Genomic DNA, 21,088 nt, shown 5'->3' on the forward strand with positions numbered 1-21,088 from the left:
TAATAAATGTGGGCAAAACGCATGGCCTTTGGTCAAACTACGTTAAAATCGTTTCAGTGGTTATATGCACCACAAAAAACAGCAATTATTTTTGCTTTTCGTACGCTAATCGCCTCTTATGTTGTTCTTGTTATAGCACTGTGGATGGAGATGGACAGCCCACGTTGGGCGATTATGGCTGTGTGGATTGTGGCACAGAATTCTTCTCGTGGTGAAGTATTATCCAAAGCATACTGGATTATTGTTGGTAATATTACAGGTATTATCGTTTCATTATGGATTATGGCAAGCTTTCCTCAACAGCCTATATTATTCGAAGTTACGGTTGCTTTGTGGGTTGCGTTATGTTGCTGGGTGAGCAGTTGTACGCGTAACTTTCGTGCTTTGGGTATGGTTATGGCGGGCTATAGTTGTGCTATTGTTTTGTTCTCTTCTGTTGGAAATCCTAATGAAACTTTTATGATGGCAATGTCACGAGGCAGTTATTTTATGCTGGGGGTTCTAGCAGAAAATTTTACAGCCCGTTTATTCGACCTTAACTTGCACCACCAAGCTCATAAAAAACTCAATGATGATTTGCAAAAAGCGGTTGAAGAGGGCATTAAATCTGTTTCTAAGATGCTTGATGGGGACGATTGGGCTGTGGCGCAGTCAGATCAATTGTTATCTTCGATTATAGGATTAAATAATAATATTGAATTTAGAGAACGAGAAATGAAAGGCACTGGGCATACAGGGGCTCATGCCCGTGCTGTGTTGGCCTCAGTTTCTGGATTATTGGTAAAGGCCACAGGTTTTTCCATTCATCTCAAGCAAATTCAAAAAGACGTGCTTAATTTTCACTATATTGTGCCACTAACCAAAAGTTACTTATTACAATTATTAGATCAACTGAATAAGGGGGCTCCTTTATCCGAAACATTGATAGCTTTGAATGCGTTACGTTGGGAATGTCGTCAAAGAATTGCGGATAGTTTTTATAAAAATCTAGGCAGCCCCCAAGCAACGAATGAGGATTATACTCGAAAAAGTTTGAATGATCGTATCTTATATCAAAGCTTACGAGAGATATTAGCTGAGTTAGACGTTACTTTGCGTGAATTAAGTAAAAGTCGAGACTTTAATTTATATGATAAATTTAAGTTTGATATTAAACCCAGTTTTGATTTCAGAAGAGCTTGGAGAAATGCTATTCGTGCCTTTTTTGCCATTACTTTAGGGTGTCTGGCATGGGAAATTACGGGATGGGATCGTGGACCGTTATTCTTAGCTTTTTTATGTATGGGATGTGCGCGTTTTTGTTTATTTGAAAATGCGACTTTGGCTTGTTGGGGGTGGTTTAAAGGCGCATGTATCGCAATTATCGTTGGAGGTTTTTATAACTTCCTTATTATGCCCGCCGTCAGCAATCTTAATTTGTTGTTTATATTAATGATTGTTCCTTTGGGCATAGGAGCTTTGGCGATGTGTGTGCCCAGGCTTGCTTCTATTGCTTCGACATATGCTTTTTTCTTTTGTTATATGTTGGGTTTTGCCAATGAGGGACGTGTTGATGAAATATCATTTTTAAATAATGCCTTGGCTGTATTTATGAGTGGTGTTTTTGCATTGGCCTCTTATCGACTATTTTTTCCTTATCGTTCTCGACGATTAAGGCGACAAATGAGGATGAAATTATTACAAGGTCTGCATCATTTGGCACAGTCTTCGTCCTCATCTTTGCCTTTGGCCAGAGAATGGGTGGGCTTTGTTTCAGAGGCATTTGTTGTGTTAATGCGCCAATTAAACGAGGATCGTAACACAAGTTTGGTTAAAAGTTATCGTCATGGAAATATGGCTGTGATGTTGATTGGGATTAATATTATTCGTCTGCGTCATATGGTTGACCATGATATTATGACCGAAGATATTAAAGATATCCTTAGGGTAGTTTTAAGGCGTATTTCGATGTTTGATGGGCGTAAAGCGGGGTATGCACCTCACGCTAGAACAGTGATGGTTGCTCATCGTGCGATTGCACGTTTTAGGCAACGTGAATTCTCAGAAAAAAATTTGGCTGTAAGGATTGAAGTGAGTGCGGCGATTTCATCGTTGATACTGATCTCTTATGCTTTAGATAAAAATGCTTCTTTTTTAAGAGTAAAAAAATAAAAAAAATGGTTAAGCCGTTTTATAAAATAACTCTAAAGTGAAGATTTTGAATATTATTATGTTCATTTTGCTGAGATTAATAGAAGGGATGTATCCTAGTTATTCCAAAAAATCTTTGTAACGACGAAATATCTTGTCAGGTAAGAACAATAGTCGAGAAAATGCTGACGCCAGTATAGTTTTGGAGGTGTTTATTATCACTGTGTAGGTATGATTCAAGACTAAATTAAAGTATAAAAATATTTTAAACGAGCTTGTTTAAATCAATCACAAGATGGTTGTGATATGTATAAAAAATTATCGAATGAACGTTAATCTTTTTTTAAAAAAAGAGGAATAATCCCTGATTTAACCAGGTAGCGTTCATTCATATTTTTCTCTTATGAGAATTTTTTATTATAGAAAAAAATTGATTTATTTCGTTGCATTCGTAATATACGTTTTTCTGGCCGATAATCGATAAGGTGTTTTTTGGGGTGAAATCTGGCAAAACTCTTTCTTTAAGCTATTTTTCTTTTGAAAATTGGCGCTGGTTATTTTGCCCCTCTAAAACCGCACTAATTTTTGCTTTTCGAACAATCCTGGCTTCTTATATCGCGCTGGCAATTGCTTTATGGATGGAAATGGATAGTCCCAGATGGGCAATTATGTCTGTATGGGTTGTCGCGCAGAATTCTTCTCGTGGAGAAATTTTATCCAAAGCCTATTGGGTTATTTTAGGCAATATTGTCGGTATTATAGCTGTGTTTGCGATTATGGCCAGTTTTCCTCAACAATCTTTACTGTTTGAAGTTATCGTTGCTTTATGGGTTGCACTGTGTTGTTGGTTTGCCAGTTGCACTAGACATTTTTTGTCTTTTGGTTGGTCGATGGCGGGTTTCAGTTGTGCTATTGTTTTATTTGCCTCTGTTAATGATCCAAACACAACTTTTATGATGGCAATGTCCAGAGGCTCTTATTTTATTTTAGGGATATTTGTTGAAAATCTTATCGCCCGTTTATTCGAGGTTAATTTACATCATTATGCTCACCAAAAACTTAACAAGGATCTAAGAACCGCCGTGGAAGGTGCATTGGCATCTATTATCCATATTATAGAAGGAAAAAATTGGGAAGTAGCACAGTCTGATCAAATTTTAACCTCTATTATTGCTTTAAACCATAATGTGGAATTCAGAGAAATAGAGTTAAAAGGGACTGGGCATACAGGTGATCATGCTCGTGCAACGCTTTCTTCGATTTCTGCGTTATTAGTCAAGGCTATGGGTTTTTCAATTCATTTAAGGGAAATGAAAGGGAAAACATTACAATTTTATCAAATTTTACCACATACAAAAAGTCTTATATCTAGTGTTTTGATGGGCTTGAAAGAGGGAAATAATCCCAAAGATTTACTGCTTTCTATCAATGCTTTGCGGTGGGAGTGTCGGCAAAAAGTTTCTGACAGTTTTTATAAGTGTGCAGGGAATATTAAAGTTATTGATAATCAATATACGCAAAGAGCGTTAAATGATCGGATTTTATATCAAAGTCTGCGAGAGATTTTGGCAGAGCTTGAAACGACTTTGCTGGAATTAAGCAAAAGTCAGGATATAAAAAAACAAGATAATTTCAAATTCGCAGTAAAATTTCCCCCTGATTATAAACGTGCTGCTCGAAATGCTATTAGGGCTTTTGTAACCATTACAGTAGGTTGCCTTCTTTGGGAAATAACAGGATGGCATAATGCGAGCGTGTTTCTTGCTTTTTTATGTATGGGTTGTTCGCGTTTTTGTGTTTTTGATAATATCAGTGTTGCTTGCATAGGTTGGTTTAAAGGGATTTGTATTGCTATTCTGTCAGCTTTTTTCTTTAATATGATCATTATGCCCTGGATTACAGTTTATGAAGTGCTTTGTATGGTTTTAATAGTTCCTTTGGGAATTGGTGCATTGGCAATGTGTACACCTAAGTATGCACCGATTGCTGGGGGATATATGTTCTTTTTTTGCTATTTACTAGGATTTTCAAATAGTGGCAGGGTTGATGAGATTTCATTTTTTAATGATTCATTGGCGTTATTCCTTAGTGGTCTTGTTGCGTTAATTGCTTATCAAATTGTATTTCCTTATCATCAGCGTAAGTTAAAACGTCAGATGCGCCAAAAGCTTTTACATGGATTGCATAATCTTGCAAATACTCGGAAATCTCCATTGCCCAGAGAATGGATTAATTTTGTTTCTGGAACGTTTTCAATTTTAATGAATCAATTGGGAATCAGTAAAAATAGTGGGATGGCCAGTAATTATCGTCATGGTAGTATGGCGGTGATGTTAATTGGGATTAATATTATTCGTCTGCGTGCAATGATTGAGCATGATATTATTACCGAGGATATTCGTAATATTTTACGAGTAGTATTAAGAAGGGTTGCTAAATTTCAAGGTCAAAAAGCTAAATACGGACAGCATGCGCGCACAGTTATGATTGCACATCGTGCTATTGCAAGGTTTAGGCAAAGAGAAACCACAGAAAAAAACCTTGCTGTGCGTATGGAAATCAGTGTTGCAATTTCTGCCTTAATATTAATGACTTATGCTCTGGATAAAAATGCTCCATTTTTGAGGGTGAAATCTCATAATATGTTATTTTATTAAAATAAACTGATTTAATGTTTGAAGATTGCAAAAAAAAGGAATAAATTAACGCCGTTTTATTATAATTATTTTTAAAAAATTCCTTTTTTTAATTTCATAAGGTTTCTTGTGGCCAGTTTTCAACCTGTCACGTCTTGGATGGAAAAGCATCTTCTTTTACGTAAAGATTTTATTAAATCTTTTGAGTGGATTTATGCACCTTCAAGTTCTGCTTTTCTCTTTGCACTTCGGACGACCATAGCCTCTTTTTTAGCTTTGGCGATAGCATTGTGGTTGCAAATGGACAGCCCTAAATGGGCACCAATGACGGTTTGGGTTTGTGCGCGCAATACCTCGCGTGGTGAAACGATTTCTAAAGCTTATTGGCGAGCGGTTGGAACGGTTTTTGGTGTGATAGCTGCGATTTTTTTTGTAGCAGTCTTTCCTCAACAAGCATGGTTATTTGATTTAACTGTTTCTTTGTTTGTTGCAATTTGTGTATGGTTTGGCACTTGTATGCAAAGTTTTAAGGCTTATGCCATGGTATTGGCAGGCTATACATGTGCTATTATTGCCTTTGGTTCTGTGAATAATCCAGATGGTATATTTATGCTGGCTATGTCCAGAGGGACTTATATTTTATTGGGGGTATTTGCAGATAGTTTTGTAGGGCGTATTTTTGATTTTAATCTTGATAGTAATGCCAGGAAAGAGCTTAATGATAATTTGCTCTTTGCTATCAAAGGAACGCTTCATTCTATTTCAAAAATGATTTCAGGGGATGAAAAAGCCATTGTTTCTTCTCAAGAGCTATTTACCTCTATTGTTAATTTTAACAACTTGATCGAATTCAGACAAATTGAAATGAATGGGCATGACCATACAGGGGATCACGCTCATGCGGCTTTATTTTCTGTCACAGCCGTGCTGTCCAGAGGAATGGGGCTTGCAACGCAAATGTCTCATTTTAAAAACCTTACACATGATTTTGAAAAATTTATTCCTTTTGTTCAAGATCGATTAGATAAATTAATTAATCGTATTGAACAAGAACAAGATTTTAAGCATGAGCAAAGGCGACTTAATAAATTGCGTTGGGAGTGCAGACAATATATTACTGATAGTTTTTATGAAAAGAAATATTCGGGATCTATAGAGGATTATGAAAAATATAAAGAAGCTATTTTTAATGATCGTATTTTATTTCGAACTCTTAGCGAGCTCTTAGGAGAGCTTCAAGTTACTTTGGATGAATATTACAAAAGTACACATCCAATATCAAATGATCACTTTAAATTTCATGTAAATCCACCCTTGAATTATGACTTGGCTTGGAAAAACGGGATTCGTACGCTGATGGCTATGCTGGCAGCCTGTATTATGTGGTATATTACTGGATGGGATAAGGGTGGTACGACTGTTGCTTTGGTAGGAATGGGGTGCGCGCGCTTTTGTTTATTCGAAAACCCTTCTGCGGTAACATGGGGATGGCTTAAGGGATCATTATGGGCATTATTTGTTGGATGGACTTTAACATTTTATTTTATTCCATCAGTTACGAGTATTGAAATGCTTTGCGCAGTATTATTTATTCCAACAATGATTGGGGGTTTGGGTATTGCTTATCCTAAAACTTTGGGCGTATCAGCCTCTTATGCATCTTATTTGCCTTATATGATAGGATTGGACAATGGTGTGCGGTTGGATGAAATTTCATTCTTTAATAACTCCCTATCCTTATTTATGGGAATTATTTTTTCTATAGTTTCTTTTAAAATTTTTTATCCTTATAGTCCTTTGAAAACAAGATTACATATGCGCCAAACTTTATTAAAAAGATTGCGCTCGCTACCGACGGCATTAAAATGTAATCCACGTATTTGGTTGTTTCAAACAACCGAGCTGTTAGTAACTATGATGCGACAACTCAATACAACTCAAAATACAAAAGTTGTGCAGGCTTATCATTTTGGTGCGCTGGCCGTGATGATGATTGGATTAAATATATTACGTTTAAGATCCATGATAGCACAGGATATTGTCACAGATGATATTAAAATACTTTTGAAAATTGTATTAAGACGTATTACAAGATTTAATATGCATGGTTCTTATGGGCGCACGGTTGTTATGGCGCACAATGTTATTCGGCGTTTACGTAAAAGAGAAAAGACCGAGAAAAATTTAGCAGTTAGAATGGAAATGATTGCAGCAATTTCGTGTTTAACAATAATTGCGGATTCACTCGAAAAAAATGCATCATTTCTTGATGTTAACCATTATTTTTTATTGAATGAAAAATGGGATTAAAAAAATATTTAAATTTATTAAAATTCAGTTTAAATTTATTAAAATTCAGTATATGAAAATTATATAATTTATTTAACCGGGGTGTCCTCTTTTATGGGGGCTGAGAATACACCCGTAGAACCTGATCTGGATCATGCCAGCGAAGGGAGAGGAAAAAATGACGTTTAAAGTCTCTTTATTATTACGTGTATCGTTTACTATCACTATTTTTTGTTCCCTGATAGATAAAGGATTGTCCATCGAGTCAACCTCTGTAGAGCAAACAGAAAATGATGGTGAGCATATTACAGTTACAGGGAAAATCCCAAGATATCATACGGCTTATGGCTTTGCTGGGGATCAAGCTGGGGGTGGGTTGATGAAACCTGAAACTGCAAATAAAGCGGTTAGTAATATTTCCCAAAATTTTATTCAAATGCAGGCTCCAACATCCAATGTTTTTAACCTTTTAAGCATGTTGCCTGGGGCAAATGTTTCTAATTCTGACCCTTATGGAATATCTTCACAAAATGATATTACTGTGCGTGGGATGACGGGAAATTCAATTGGGTATGTGATGGAAGGGATGCCGCTCAATGACGCATCCGATGGATTTGGATATTTAAATCAATTTGTAGATAGTGAGAATTTACAAAATATTTCTTTGGCTCAAGGTTCTCCTGATTTGGATAGCCCAGTTTATAATGCGGCCGGTGGTGTTGTTAATTTAAAATTACGAGACCCTGCGGATAAATTTGGCGGGATGACGGAACTATCATATGGGTCACATAATACAAAGCGTGCCTTTATGCGTATTGATACAGGGGAAATCGGAAAAACAGGGATTAAGGGATTTATTTCTTATTCTTATACAGGTGCGAGCAATTGGCGTGGACCTGGATATGACCACAGAAACCATATTGATTTCAAGTTTATTAAAGAGTGGGGGAATGATAATCATATTTCGTTGCTTGGAGACTGGAATCATGCTCTGACGAGCAGTTATTACACGCCAACCAAATCTGAATGGATTACAGAAGGGGCAGGGAATGGCAATAATTATTCAGGAACATGGTATAAAGATCGCCTTGAGAATACAAATTATTGGAAATTATATCAGCAAACTTTTCAACAGGTTTATGTTGCAGCACCATCTCAATTTACATTGATGGATAAATTACAATTCAAAGTAACCCCTTATTTTCAATATGGATATGGCAATTCGCCTTATGGCACCATCTTAAATGAAAATGGATTATGGCAAGGAAATCAACCTGTCGATGGCAAGGTGACTATTCCTGGGGCAGTCGATGGCTCTGCATTGGCAATGGGGGGGTGGTTTCAACGTACGTATCGTTCGGGATTTACACCGACACTTACTTATACTTTAAAGCATCATCAACTCTTATTAGGATATTGGTACGATTATGTTGATGATGTCGTAACACAACCTTTTACTGCAGTTTCTTCGAATGGGAGGCCTTGGGATTTATGGAGTGGCTCTAAAAATAATATTCATTTACCAGACGGTCAACAATTAGCGGCCGAAAATGATCATACGATTACGCAAACCAATGCAATTTTCTTGGGTGATCATATGAATTTTATGGATAATAAATTGTTTATTGATGCTGGGTTTAAGCAGGTTTTATTAAACCGCACGGGTTGGAATCAATTACCAGGCCCACAATATCGTACAGGACAGAATGTTTCCAAACCTTTGCCCAGAATTGGAATGCGGTATCAATTTACCAAAGAGCACCAAATTTTTACCAGTGTAAATACGAATTTTGCAGTGCCTCATAAATCAAAATTATTTGATACTTATGATCCGAACTCTGGGGATCTTGCTCAATCGGGTACGAATAAATTAAAAACGGAATATTCTATCGAAGAAGAGTTAGGATATCGATATAATGGACCTCGGTTCTTAGGCAGTATTACGTTTTTTAATTATAATTATACAAATCGTATAATTTCAACAATTTTACGTCAAAATGGAGCATGGATTGGTTCCAGTATTAATGCTGGTGGGCAAACATCCCGTGGAGTGGATGCGGAAATTGGGTTAAAACCATGGCATCATTTCAGCCCTTATGTTTCTGGTGAATATTTATATACCAGAATGGATAATGATTTGCGTTCTTATGGAGATTTATTACCTACTAAAGGAAAGCAGGCTGTGCGTAGTCCTCCTTGGCAATTTGCGGTTGGGTTGACTTATGATAATGGTCATTTCTTTGCAAATGGGGATGTTAAAATGGTAGGCAAGCAATATGCTACCTTTATGAATGATGAATCTATGGGATCTTTTGCTACAGGAAATTTAGCATTTGGATATCGATTTGATAGTTATGGCTTTATGCAGCATCCCCAAATTAGAATGAATTTTATTAATATTACTGATCAAAAATATTTGTCTGGGGTTTCAAGCCCAACGGGGAATGCCCATACAACCACAGGGAAATACGGAACATCCATTCCTGGCTCTTCGCCTTATTATAATATCGGTGGTGGGTTCGCAACGATGTTGACGATGACAACAGCTTTTTAAAAGAAATTTGATTTAAGATGAGTTTTATATAGTCTTTTTATTTTAATGGATTTGTGAATTGTATGAATACTAAATTTAAATCAATTTCAAATATAATATATTTGTTTATTATTTTTTGGGTAATTGCATCTGCAAGCTTTTCAGGATCTATTTCTAAATGGGGTTTGGGAGAGAATGATGACAGATTTACTCCAGATGCAATTTTTAATAATACAGCACATAAACCGTTTATTTATAGACAGTTAGTCCCTCAAATTGCTGTACACATTGAAAATGTTATACCTGCAACATTGCAACAAGTTATTTTAAAGAGATTTAATCCTGCTGATTATTATGTTGCATCGCAAAAGATGAATCAAACACTGCATAAATTTGCATATTTGTTGATGTATATTGTTAGTTTCTTTTGTATTTTCTTCAGTTTGTATATTCTAAGATTAACTTTGATAAATTTGGGATGTAATAATATTATTGCTATTTTTGCTCCGACTATCATGGCATTATTTTTCCCTTATTTTCAAACTAACGGCGGGCATTATTATGATTATCCAGAAATTCTATTTATGGCAGCAGCTTTTTTATGCACAATTAAAGAAAAATATAGTTTATTAGTTGTTATCACAATATTAGCAACTTTAAATAAAGAGACGTATTTCTTTTTTATTATAGTTTTATTTCCAATAATGAAACATAAGCTTACGATGAAAAAGGCATTGTTTGGAATTTCAGGTTTGGTTATCTTATCTGGAATTTTTAATGTTATTTTAAAATATATGTATTTATCAAGTCCCGGTGGTGTTTTTGAATTTCATCTATATGATAATTGGGATTTATTAACGCATTTTACAATATATCGTCAGCATGATTTGACTTATGGTATCCCAAACTTGTCCCGTGGTTCTGAACTTGTTTTATCTATGATATTCTTTGTAATGCTTTTTATAAGTACGTGGCAGACAATTCCTAATTTTATAAAAAATCATATTCGTTTGGCTTTGATTATTAATATCCCTTTATATTTTTTGTTTTGTTATGCTGGTGAGGTGCGGGATTTAAGCTTATTGTATGTTGGTATTGTTATTATGGTGGCATACCTCCTGGAACAATATATACCTCAGCAAAGTAATGTTAGAGGTGATGAATAACTAAATTTCTAGTTTTATAATTATCAATAAAAATAAATAAAATACGAGAAAAGATGAATAAAATACAATGTTTCCTAATTACTTTTATAGTATGTTTTGGGTGTGTGTTTGGTAGCTTTGCCAATGCTAATGACAAAGTGACTGTGATTTTGGATTGGTTTTTAAATGCGGGGCATCAATCGCTTTTGGCTGCACAATATAGTGGGGCGTTTGCAAGGCATGGGTTGGATGTGGAGTTAATTGCACCCGCTGATCCTGGAACACCTCCTCGGTTGGTTGCAGCAGGTCAGGCGGATTTGGCGATTTCTTATCCTATTCAGTTGGGAATGATGGTGGATAAACACATCCCTTTGGTGCAAGTAGGATCATTGTTAAATCAACCTTTGGATGTGTTGATTACCAAAGGTGATATTAAGTCTATTAAAGAGCTTAAAGGGAAAAAAATAGGCGTTGCTATTGCAGGAGATCAACAAGTTGTATTAGGAACGATGCTGACCAGTGCAGGATTATCTTTGTCGGATGTACAGCTGGTTACTGTTAATTTTCAATTAGAACAGGCTTTGATGACAGGGGCTGTGGATGCTGTGATCGGAGCAGGACGGAACTATGAATTGTTTGATTTACAACAGCGAAACGTGCCTGTTTCGTATTTTTATCCTGAAGATTACGGTGTGCCGACATATGATGAGCTTATTTTTGTAGCTCGTCCAGATAAAACCAAAGAACCTAAAATTGGCAGATTTATGCAGGCTTTGAAAGAAGGAAACGAGTATTTACAGGCTCATCCTGATGAAATATTAAACAAAGCAATCAAGGATCATCCTGAACTCAATACATCATTAAACAAAGCAGCATGGCAAGCAACTTTACCTTTGAACAGTAAAGAGCCAGGAAAGATAGACCAACCTAAAACTCAGAAATTTATTAATTTTATGGTAAGTAAAAATGTCATGCATCATGAATATCCTATATCAGACTATGCAGTGCAGACGGGTAGATAAATATTGTTATAAATAAAATATACTTAACAAATGTTATTTTTTGTTTAATTTAACATAAGCTTCACAAGATATTTGATGTTTGTGTAAATAACACCAATATTATAATTACCCACTGTATAGCATTGATTTGCAGCTTTTGTAGAGCATTTGACGGCTTCAAAGTAATCTTTCTTAATGCCGTCGCCTATTTTATACTTTAATCCAAGATTATATTGCGTAGATGAAATACTACTATTTTTTCGTTTCATCTGTGCAAAATTCAATGTATTTTTTACATCTCTTTTCACAATATAGACACTATCAATCCTTTTTTTACTAGGATTGAAACCAGCAGTCTTCGTTTAATGATGCTTAATTTTCCGACGGTAATATATATAGATACCCAGTATCATTAATATTAACCCAAAGGCAGCAGGAATATAAAAGATTAGTGCATCACTTTTGGTGAAATCAAAATCACTCCATCGAATAGAACAATATTGCCCACAGCCTGTACTCGCCATTCCGTGGGCAAATTCTACAAGAAAACTATAAAATATAAAACTGGCTATTATAATTAAGACACCAACAATAATAAGAATAATTTGGAGCATCAGGCAGGCTTTCAAAATAAAAATATGAGGTATTTATAGTGTGTTTGATATCTCATGGTTAGGGAAATTATTTCCTATTTTGTTCAATGTCTTTATAGGTATTGCAAGCTGTTTCTTGGCCTTCGTCACGAAGCGTTTTATATAATGATTTAGCTTTATTGGTATCCATAGGGACGCCTTGACCAAAGCAAGAAATATCTGCAAGATAATTTTTTGCAGTCATATTTTCTTGAGCAGCAGCCTTTTCAAACCATGTTTTTGCTTGGTTATAATCCTGTGTCATAGGCTTTATCCCAAAATAATACATACTGCCTATATTTGTTTGAGCATCTGTATACCCTTGTTTGGCGGCTTTTTCGATCCATTTTCTGCCTGTAATGGTATCTTGTTTTACTTTGTTACCATCTACAAGAAGAATCCCCCATTCATACTGAACTTTGGCATCTCCTTGATTACCCAATTTTTCGATGGATTAAATATCTTTCGAATGTGCTGATAAGGTTATTATTGAACAAAGAAACATACCACAAAGGAGATAAGAAGAGAGTTTAAAAGACATAATTTATCCTATTTGAATAAAGTTCAGGTAAAATACTCTATCATATGATTTTCAAGCGGATATATGACTCTTTTAGAAAATGAGATTATTTTAATTATACTAATTTTTTTTTCGGGTAGGCGTAATGACACAGACTAAACATAAAAAGATCAGAATAACACCTAACCATCCAAGTCCTGATAAATTTTCATTAATAATTGTAACCGCTAATAGAGCAGCGACAATTGGCTCAAACAAAGTAATAATAATAGCTGTGCTAGTGGCAATCCTGGCTAGTCCGAAGCCAAAGCAAATATAGCCTAAAAACATAGGGATTAAAGCCATATAAACTCCTACAGCGGCATTATTCCACGAGTTAAGAAATGCAGAGCCTGTTAAAAATAAAACAGGCATTAATAATAGTCCTCCAAGTCCAAAAATAGACCCCATAGCGGCCTTGGACTGAATGTGCTGCATCATTAGGTACCGAGCAATCCAAGAGTAAAGTGCATAAGTTAATCCCGCAAGAAGGGCAAGACCTATTCCTATGGTTATATTAGTATGTTCTGTGTTAACTGTGTGATGTCCTTGCCCAGCAAGGGATAATAAAGCAATACCTAAAATTCCTAAACTGGCTCCTATGATCCATTTAATTGAAAATCTTGCCTTTTCCATAATTGCTTCGATAATTGCGGATAATAAAGGGGCAGATCCAATAGAAATCACTGTGCCAATAGTCACCCCAGCCATACGCATAGATGCATAAAAAGCCAAAGGATAAATAGCAACAGATAGGCCGCCACACAGCACATATTGCCAATTTTTATATAAATTAAAGCGATATATATGAATAGATTTTATCGCAATAACTGTTTGTAATAACCCGCCAACACCCATAGCCATAGAGCCAATAGCAATCGGACTGACCTCTGGTGCAAAAGACGCACTGACCCCTGTGGTTCCCCATAAAACAGCTGCAATAATAACGGCAATAATGCCCAAGAATTGATTATTTCGTGGCATGAGATGAACTTATGATCAGAAAAAGAATAAGATTAATATCATAAAGAATGGATGAAGATCAAACTATTAATATTTTATGTCATTAAGGGTATGATATGATATTTTTATTAGTGTTATGTATTAATTAATAAAGAATTAATTAAGGAGAATATTGGTGAAATTAAAATTGTTATTAATGGCTACGGCTTTGTTGTTGCCAATCAGTTCTGTGTATGCAGAAACAACAGATGAATATGTTGCTGGACTAAAGAAAGAGGCATCAATTGGAAATACAGAAGCTCAGAAAGAGTTGGATAAATTTCAAGGTCTAAGTAAAAAAGCAAATGCTGGCGATGCACAGGCTCAATATGATTTGGGAATGTTTTATAAAGGTAAAGCTGATCCATATTCGTACACATCAGACAGTTATTCAGAGCTTAAATTACAAGAATGGTTTGGAAAAGCAGCTCATCAAGGTAATGCTAATGCGCAGCAAGAACTCATAGCATATTATAAAAAAATAATATCAAGTAATGATTATAATTATAGTGAAAATGCAAGAAAAATAGTATCTGAAACGAAGAAAAAACTAGAAAATCTACTGTTGAGTCTAGTGAATAAAGGTGATGCTAAGATACAATATGAGTTGGCTATGTATTATGCCTCAAATTCTGATGATGATAAAATAAGTGAAAAAGCAGGCCCATGGATGGTAAAAGCAGCTGATCAAGGTTTAGATGAAGCAATGAGTAAGCTTGGTCAATGGTATTTAAGAGGTGTTAATGGAGTTGATAAAAATTATAATAAAGCAAAAGCAATATTTCAAAAACTGGCTGATAAAGGAAATAATGAGGGTTTATTCTATTTAGCAAATTGTTATGAGAATGGACTTGGTGCTACCAAAGATAAACAGCAAGCGATAAAGTTATATGAACAGGCTGCTGATAATGGATATATAAATGCTGCAAATAGATTAGCTATTATTTTTCTTAATGATAAAGATACTGATAATTATATGAAATATTATAATAAAGTATGTTTTAAAGACCAACTAGCTTGTATGAAGTTAAAAACAGCATCAATGCAAAGTTGTAGCGGGGCAGATCCATATTGTATGTCTGTGTTCAAGAAGATAATGCCTGGTGAATTTTAGATAAAACAGAAAAAAGAGTGCCTGTTATAGACACTCTTTTCATATTATTAAACGCTATGATAGTAAGTCAATTTCGCCATTGCACAAGAAACCAGACGGCTATCAAGACCACTGGCACGGCTGGTTAAAATAATTGGCGCTTTGGCACCAAGGACAATCCCAGCACTGTCAGCATGAGCAGGCTTATCACCAATAAAGCAAAGCGCTTTAAATAAAATGTTACCAGCTTCAAGATTGGGCGGAATAAGGATTTGGGCTTTACCAGTTACTGGCGTATCCAGCTTTTTCATCTCGGCAGCTTTGAGACTGACCGCATTATCCAAAGCCAAGGGACCATCTAAGATCCCGTTTTTAATTTGTCCACGGTCTGCCATTTTGCAAAGGGCAGCAGCCTCCAATGTTGATGGAATGTCAGGGTTAACCATTTCCACAGCAGATAAAAGGGCAACGCGTGGCACGCCATAACCTAATGCATGATGCAAATCAATAGCATTTTGCACAATATGCATTTTGGTAACAAGGTCAGGGAAGATATTTATCGCAGCATCAGAGATAATATATGGTGTTTCCCAATCTTGGCCATCCATTAAAAATGCATGAGTAATGCGTTTTCCAGTTCTTAACCCATTTTCTTTATTGACGACAGCTTTTAACATCACATCTGTATGCAAGCTGCCTTTCATTAATAATTGCGCTTTACCTTCACGAATTAACTGCACACTTGTAAAAGCAGCTTGAGTTTCACTTCTCGCATCAACAATTTCATAACCATCCAAAGAAACATTATGTTGAGCTGCAATGGCTTTGATTTCATCGCTTGGTCCAACAAAAATAGGGTTTAATAACCCCAGCTTATGAGCCTGTATTCCAGACTCAATCGCTGTAATTTCACAAGGATAACAAACCGCACATTTCGGAGCTTCTTTTTCTTGAGCTTTTTTAATAAGTCTTTCATGATGTGCAAACATAATGATTATTTTCCTTTTTTTTGATGTTGTAATTGCCCACCAAGTTTTGCCAAAGCTTCTTGCAAAGGGCCTTTGGGAAAATTGTCTATTTGAACAGGGACAAGGGGGCGAGTAGGTAAACTGGGTTTTTTGGGTAGAGATGCCAAGGCATTTCGATTAGACAAAAATTTAATATTTTTAACTATGGTACGGCCACAATATATATTAATTTTTTGGATAAGGTTAATGGTGATATATTGCATTTCTGCGGCAGTGGTGCTGGTACAAGCAATAGTTAAGGTCCCATTGGCAAGTCGATATGGAAAACTTAATTTTCCATAATGGTGACCGATAATATCACTCCAATCGGTCATTAATTGAGTATTAGAAATTATTTTTTGTTTAAAAATAGGGCGAGTTACCCGTTGAATGGTGCCAGCTATTTGATGCATATCATAACTTCGTTTTGCTGATTTATTTACAGGATAATCTGTACTATAATATTCATTCTGGCTACTCTGTTCTTCATTCATGGTTAAAGGCACCATTTCCTTATATGTCGACTCAAAACTCATATGCCACTTTGATTTTACATTGGTATGACCAACATCAACGCATTTTGCCATGGCGAGCAAAAACTGGAACAATACCAAATCCTTATCACGTATTGCTTAGCGAAATTATGTTGCAACAAACTCAGGTTTCAACCGTTATTCCTTACTTTAACAACTTTATCAAAAATTTTCCAACGCTTAATGATATGGCACACGCCCCACTAGATAAAATTATGGCCATGTGGACAGGGCTGGGATATTATAGTCGAGCAAGAAACTTGCATCGTTGCGTGCAAGAAATCGTAAAACAAGGCGGTGCGGTTCCTAAGACACAAGAAGCACTCAAGGCTTTACCTGGTATTGGAGAATATACCTCTGCTGCGATTTTATCGATTGGTTATAATCAGCCTTATGTTCCGATAGATGGGAATGTAGAGCGTATTACAGCAAGATTATTTGCTGTTCAAGAGCCCTTACCTTCATCAAAACCAGCTTTGGCAATGTTAGCGAAAACATTGAATAATCATGAAGAGGCCTTGGTCAGGCCAGGTGATTTTGCCCAAGGATTATTTGATATCGGAGCAACTATCTGTAAACCTAAAAATCCTTTATGTTTAATTTGTCCTTTGTCTGATGTATGTAAAGCTCATCAGGAAAAAATAGCAGATCTTTTGCCAAAAAAACAAAAAAAAGCAGAAAAACCAACAAAGTTTGGAGTTTCTTTATTTATTCAAAATAGTCAAGGACAGTTATTATTTCGCAAACGCCCAGAAAAAGGAGTTTTGGCAGGGACAATGGAGCTGCCAAGTACGATATGGTCAGAGCAATTTCCTTCTTTGGAACAAGCGATCATTGAGACGGATTGTAAAGGAGAATATAAAAAGCTTGGGGATATTAAACATGTCTTTACGCATTTTACTTTAAAAATCCGACTATATGCTCTTGTTGACCATCCTGATTTTATAACGCAAGATCAAAAAAATATATGGCTTGATTTAAAAGAGTTGCATCATTATCCTTGTTCTACTTTAATGAGAAAAATGATTGCCTATAGCGTTAAAACCTAATCCGATGAGCAAGCAGGAAAAAATCATGAATAATGTTGAGTGTAATTCTTCTAAAATAGGTGTGCTGTTGGTTAATTTGGGAACACCAGAAGGCACAGACTATTGGTCTATTCGTCGATATTTATCTCAGTTTTTATCGGATAAACGCGTCATAGAGTTGTCCTCTTTTTTATGGCAGCCTATTTTGCAAGGGTTTGTTTTAACTTTTCGCCCTCGACGTTTGGGACGTTCTTATAGCCGTATTTGGGATAAAAAATATAATAAAAGCCCACTAGCGGTAATTACCCAAAGCCAAGCAGAAGCTTTGCAGATTGATTTGAACAAGCAAAATATATGCATCGAATGGGCAATGCGCTATGGCAAGCCTTCTATTGAACAAAAAATAGAATTTTTACAACAACAGGGCTGTGATCGTATTCTGTTAATGCCTCTATATCCTCAATATAGTGCCACAACAACGGCTACGGTTAATGATGAGGCTTTTCGGGTATTGATGAAAAAGCGTATTCAGCCTGCATTACGAACTTTATATTCCTTTGCAGATCATCCTGATTATATCCATGCCTTACATCAAACGATTCAAACCCATTTAGATAAATTATCAACACCACCAGATCGTATTCTTTTATCTTTTCACGGATTGCCAATTCGTTACGTCAACGCTGGTGATCCCTATGAACAAGAATGCCAGAAAACAGCAGTTGCATTGCGAAAAAAGATGGGTAAAAGCAAAGAATATATGCCTTTGGTATATCAATCGCGTTTTGGGCCAGATAAATGGTTAGGGCCGAATATTGCCGATGTTATTAAAGAGTATCCCAAACAAAATATTCGTAATATAGCGGTGATCGCACCCGGGTTTATGGCCGATTGCCTTGAAACAAAAGAAGAGATTGATCATGAATACCGTGAAACTTTCCTCGGGGAAGGAGGAGAGGGATTTACTTATATTCCTTGTCTTAATGATCATCCTTTGGCTTTAGAGTTATTAAAAAAAATAATTAACCAAGAAATACAAGGTTGGATTTAATAAAAATTATAGAAAAAGTTTATAAATCCTATAATTATTTTATTTAAGTTGAAATGTTAAAAAATGAGAATGATTGTGAATAAAAAATATTATCTATTAACTATATTATTATTTAGCACACTTTCAGTGCCTGTTTGTGCAAAAGCTAAACCAAAAGCATCTACTACTACTTCTAACACGGCATTAGATACAAATAATAATCCTTCTTCTGATACTCAGGATGGTGCTATTTCTCTTCCTAAAATTGATCAAATTAGTTTTTCAGGAAATACGATTATTTTATCTCAAATATTACAAAAAGCAATTCCATTAAAGAAAAATGATATTGCCAATCAATATGTGATTATGGATTCAATGGTTAAGATTGCACAACTTTACAAAGAAAAAAATATCAGAGTCACAATTACACCTGTTTTAGAGAAAACTTCGATAAACTCTCGTAATATTCAATTTGAAATCCATGAACTGCCAATGAATGAAAAATAAGGTTAGAGTCCATTAAACTCATCCGTGTCTCTTTGAATAGCATCGTTCATTTTATTGGTTTCTTTTTGTGTTGATCCTATAATTTTCATTAATAAAAATAAAAAAAAATATGAACAAATTGTCAGTATAATCATTGATCCAAAAATACCCATGATTTATTTTTCCTTTTCGATTTTCTCTTATTATACTTAGAAATAGTAGTTTTGTGAATGTCTTATATATATTTAATAATTGCCATCATTATTGAGATAGGTGCTACGAGCAGTTTAAAAGCTTCTGATGGTTTTACCAATTGGCTTTATACAACTATTTCTTTGATAGGATATGGTGTTTCTTTCTATTGTTTGTCAATGGCTCTGCGTGAAATACCTGTGGGGATTGCTTATGCTGTATGGTCGGGGATAGGAACTGTTGGTATTTGTTTATTAGCATGGCTTATATTCAAGCAAAATTTATCTTTAATTTCAATAGTTGGTATTGCATTAATTGTTGTTGGCGTGGTTATCGTTAATATAGGAAGTGCAGGACACAGTTGATAATATACCCCTCTTGTAAAAGAGGGGATAAAAATATTAACGATTAGGAGGTGCCATAAATTCAGGGGAAATAGGGTTTTTGATATGTTTAGCCAATATTTCATCAATTGTTTTTAAATCATTAGCAGATAAAGACCATCCTAATGCATCGCGTATACCTTCAATTTGTTCTGGTTTTCTAGCACCCCATAAAGGTATATTACCTTGATATTGATCTAATACCCAGCGTACCGCCAAAGCTAATAATGTTTTATTATGCGTATCTTTTGCAAATTGAGTTAATTCTTCTGTCGCTGCTAAATAATTGTCAAAAACAGAAGTAGAAAATTTGGGATCAGTTTTGCGCAAATCATCTCCTTGAAAGACGCGATCTTTGGTCATTTTACCACTTAAGAGACCTCGACAAAGAGGGCCGTAACATAGCACAGCTAAAGAATGCTCTTTGGCATAGGGCAACACATCATTTTCAATTTCTCTTTCAAAAAGATTATAGGGAGGTTGAATAGCAGATAGTTGGGTAAAATGTTGAATAGATTTCATTTGTTCTACAGAAAAATTACTAACACCCACCGCTTTGATTTTACCTTCTTGACGAAGTTTTTCAAGTTCCATGGCGGTCTCTTCAATTGATGTTTTATCATCAGGCCAATGGATTTGATAAAGGTCAATATAATCTGTTTTTAAACGGCGGAGGGAATCTTCAATCTCTTTACGAATTCGCTCTGGCCTTGCATCACGAAAAATTTTTTCTTTATCGTCAGTCCAATTCAAAGCAGCTTTTGTGGCAATGACGATTTTTTCTCGTTTTCCTTTTAAAGCCTGGCCCACGATTTCTTCAGAATGACCAAAACCATAAATAGGGGCTGTATCAATTAAATTAATACCGTTATCAATTGCTTTATGTATGGTTTTAATAGCATTTCCATCATCTGGGCCACCCCATTGCCACCCACCGATTGCCCACGTTCCTAAAGCAATACGTAATACAGATGTATCAATCCCTGAAATTTTAAGAGTATCTTTTGAATTTTTAGACATAGTATCTCCTTGAAATAAGAATACAACTATTAGCTTGTTATAATTTCCAATCCGTATACCAAGCATTATTATTTAAGTACATAATAATATTGTGATTATATTTAAACATTATAAGAAAATTATTTTTTGATCTAAAATTTTAATTTTTTTCAAAAAGGTTATTATCGTAATACTTAACATAAACATGTTAACGATAACCCACATTAAGCGCAACCCCATCAAATTGTAAAAATTAAGGGAGGAGATATTAGTAAATGAATATGGACAATAAGAAGAACGGTTTATAGTCTCATTTATATGAGATAAAATTGTTGGTATAGATACTAATAAATCAACTGATGATGTTACAGGTTATTTGAATAATTCTGCTATTACAAAGTTGAAAAAGA

At 35.3% G+C, this 21,088-nt stretch carries 17 protein-coding genes and 1 riboswitch; of the genes, 11 read left to right on the forward strand and 6 right to left on the reverse strand.

Annotated features, from left to right (window positions below):
- The first annotated feature begins 21 nt into the window (after positions 1–21).
- The 6 genes from QMN76_RS07570 (at position 22) to QMN76_RS07595 (ending at position 11,755) form a co-directional block, all read left to right on the forward strand.
- A complete protein-coding gene (locus QMN76_RS07570; protein ID WP_282023377.1) occupies positions 22–2,151 on the forward strand; it encodes an FUSC family protein in 2,130 nt (709 codons plus the stop codon).
- 476 nt (positions 2,152–2,627) lie between these two features.
- Positions 2,628–4,787, forward strand: coding sequence for an FUSC family protein (locus QMN76_RS07575; protein WP_034337993.1), 2,160 nt, complete (start codon positions 2,628–2,630; stop codon positions 4,785–4,787).
- Positions 4,788–4,895: 108 nt separating this feature from the next.
- The gene (locus QMN76_RS07580; protein ID WP_282065944.1) at positions 4,896–7,076 is read left to right on the forward strand and encodes an FUSC family protein; all 2,181 of its coding nucleotides are present in this window, start codon (positions 4,896–4,898) and stop codon (positions 7,074–7,076) included.
- A gap of 67 nt (positions 7,077–7,143) precedes the next feature.
- Positions 7,144–7,241: riboswitch (TPP riboswitch) on the forward strand.
- Positions 7,234–9,609, forward strand: coding sequence for a TonB-dependent receptor (locus QMN76_RS07585; RefSeq protein ID WP_282023375.1), 2,376 nt, complete (start codon positions 7,234–7,236; stop codon positions 9,607–9,609). It overlaps the preceding riboswitch by 8 nt.
- A gap of 62 nt (positions 9,610–9,671) precedes the next feature.
- On the forward strand, positions 9,672–10,754 hold the full coding sequence (locus QMN76_RS07590; RefSeq protein WP_282023373.1) for a hypothetical protein: 1,083 nt from the start codon (positions 9,672–9,674) through the stop codon (positions 10,752–10,754).
- A 53-nt stretch (positions 10,755–10,807) separates the two neighbouring features.
- Complete coding sequence (locus QMN76_RS07595) at positions 10,808–11,755, forward strand: ABC transporter substrate-binding protein (protein WP_282023371.1); 948 nt, start codon at positions 10,808–10,810, stop codon at positions 11,753–11,755.
- Positions 11,756–12,096: 341 nt separating this feature from the next.
- Here the strand turns inward: QMN76_RS07595 and QMN76_RS07600 are convergent, their stop codons facing one another.
- The 3 genes from QMN76_RS07600 to QMN76_RS07610 all read right to left on the reverse strand — a co-directional run bounded on the left by QMN76_RS07600 (position 12,097) and on the right by QMN76_RS07610 (position 13,909).
- The gene (locus tag QMN76_RS07600) at positions 12,097–12,348 is read right to left on the reverse strand and encodes a hypothetical protein (RefSeq protein ID WP_282023369.1); all 252 of its coding nucleotides are present in this window, start codon (positions 12,346–12,348) and stop codon (positions 12,097–12,099) included.
- A gap of 67 nt (positions 12,349–12,415) precedes the next feature.
- The gene (locus tag QMN76_RS07605; RefSeq protein ID WP_282023368.1) at positions 12,416–12,808 is read right to left on the reverse strand and encodes a tetratricopeptide repeat protein; all 393 of its coding nucleotides are present in this window, start codon (positions 12,806–12,808) and stop codon (positions 12,416–12,418) included.
- A gap of 198 nt (positions 12,809–13,006) precedes the next feature.
- Complete coding sequence (locus QMN76_RS07610) at positions 13,007–13,909, reverse strand: DMT family transporter (protein ID WP_282023366.1); 903 nt, start codon at positions 13,907–13,909, stop codon at positions 13,007–13,009.
- Between the two features lie 154 nt (positions 13,910–14,063).
- Here QMN76_RS07610 and QMN76_RS07615 point away from each other — a divergent pair, with 154 nt between their 5' ends.
- The gene (locus QMN76_RS07615) at positions 14,064–15,041 is read left to right on the forward strand and encodes a tetratricopeptide repeat protein (protein ID WP_282023365.1); all 978 of its coding nucleotides are present in this window, start codon (positions 14,064–14,066) and stop codon (positions 15,039–15,041) included.
- 47 nt (positions 15,042–15,088) lie between these two features.
- On the opposite strand, the gene QMN76_RS07620 is transcribed toward QMN76_RS07615, so the two are convergent.
- Together QMN76_RS07620 and QMN76_RS07625 are read right to left on the reverse strand one after the other, a co-directional pair.
- Complete coding sequence (locus QMN76_RS07620) at positions 15,089–16,009, reverse strand: bifunctional enoyl-CoA hydratase/phosphate acetyltransferase (RefSeq protein ID WP_282023364.1); 921 nt, start codon at positions 16,007–16,009, stop codon at positions 15,089–15,091.
- A gap of 5 nt (positions 16,010–16,014) precedes the next feature.
- Positions 16,015–16,521 carry a DciA family protein gene (locus QMN76_RS07625; RefSeq protein ID WP_282023362.1) on the reverse strand — a complete coding sequence of 169 codons (507 nt, stop codon included), beginning with the start codon at positions 16,519–16,521 and terminating at the stop codon, positions 16,015–16,017.
- Positions 16,522–16,544: 23 nt separating this feature from the next.
- Between QMN76_RS07625 and mutY the strand changes: the two genes are divergently transcribed.
- The 4 genes from mutY (at position 16,545) to QMN76_RS07645 (ending at position 19,661) form a co-directional block, all read left to right on the forward strand.
- Positions 16,545–17,609, forward strand: a complete 1,065-nt coding sequence (mutY, locus tag QMN76_RS07630) for an A/G-specific adenine glycosylase (RefSeq protein WP_282065945.1) — start codon at positions 16,545–16,547, stop codon at positions 17,607–17,609.
- 25 nt (positions 17,610–17,634) lie between these two features.
- Positions 17,635–18,639 (forward strand): ferrochelatase, encoded by a 1,005-nt coding sequence (gene hemH, locus QMN76_RS07635; RefSeq protein ID WP_034337968.1) that lies wholly within the window; start codon positions 17,635–17,637, stop codon positions 18,637–18,639.
- 75 nt (positions 18,640–18,714) lie between these two features.
- A complete protein-coding gene (locus tag QMN76_RS07640) occupies positions 18,715–19,125 on the forward strand; it encodes a POTRA domain-containing protein (protein WP_034337965.1) in 411 nt (136 codons plus the stop codon).
- 209 nt (positions 19,126–19,334) lie between these two features.
- Positions 19,335–19,661: a DMT family transporter gene (locus tag QMN76_RS07645; protein WP_034337962.1), complete on the forward strand. Its 327-nt coding sequence runs from the start codon at positions 19,335–19,337 to the stop codon at positions 19,659–19,661.
- Between the two features lie 36 nt (positions 19,662–19,697).
- Here QMN76_RS07645 and QMN76_RS07650 read toward each other — a convergent pair whose 3' ends face one another.
- Complete coding sequence (locus QMN76_RS07650) at positions 19,698–20,699, reverse strand: aldo/keto reductase (RefSeq protein WP_282065947.1); 1,002 nt, start codon at positions 20,697–20,699, stop codon at positions 19,698–19,700.
- Positions 20,700–21,088 lie beyond the last annotated feature (389 nt).

This window comes from Commensalibacter papalotli (ex Botero et al. 2024) (genome assembly GCF_947179115.1).
Classification (GTDB): Bacteria; Pseudomonadota; Alphaproteobacteria; order Acetobacterales; family Acetobacteraceae; genus Commensalibacter; species Commensalibacter papalotli.